We start from the raw sequence: 241 nt of genomic DNA on the forward strand, positions 1-241 counted from the left end.
GGAAGACGGTCGATCCGTAGGGTGACCGCGTGCGAGCAGCGGGCACGGCGGTCATTAGGCGCCCCGACGGGACAGGACCGCACTCGCGGTGCGCCAGAGAATGGCGAGATCCGAAGTCAGCGACCAGTTCTCGACGTAGGAGAGATCGAGGCGCACGGAGTCCTCCCACGAGAGGTCGCTGCGTCCGGAGATCTGCCACAGGCCGGTCATGCCCGGCCGGACGAGCATGCGCCGCCGGACG

Annotated in this window: 1 protein-coding gene; it reads right to left on the reverse strand. The window is 68.9% G+C overall.

The features are described from left to right. Nucleotides 1–54: 54 nt before the first annotated feature. Nucleotides 55–241, reverse strand: a 187-nt coding sequence (locus tag PUW82_RS15110; RefSeq protein WP_274223136.1) for a sugar transferase, incomplete at its 5' end; no start/stop codon positions are given.

It is taken from the genome of Microbacterium thalli (assembly GCF_028737325.1).
Classification (GTDB): Bacteria; Actinomycetota; Actinomycetes; order Actinomycetales; family Microbacteriaceae; genus Microbacterium; species Microbacterium thalli.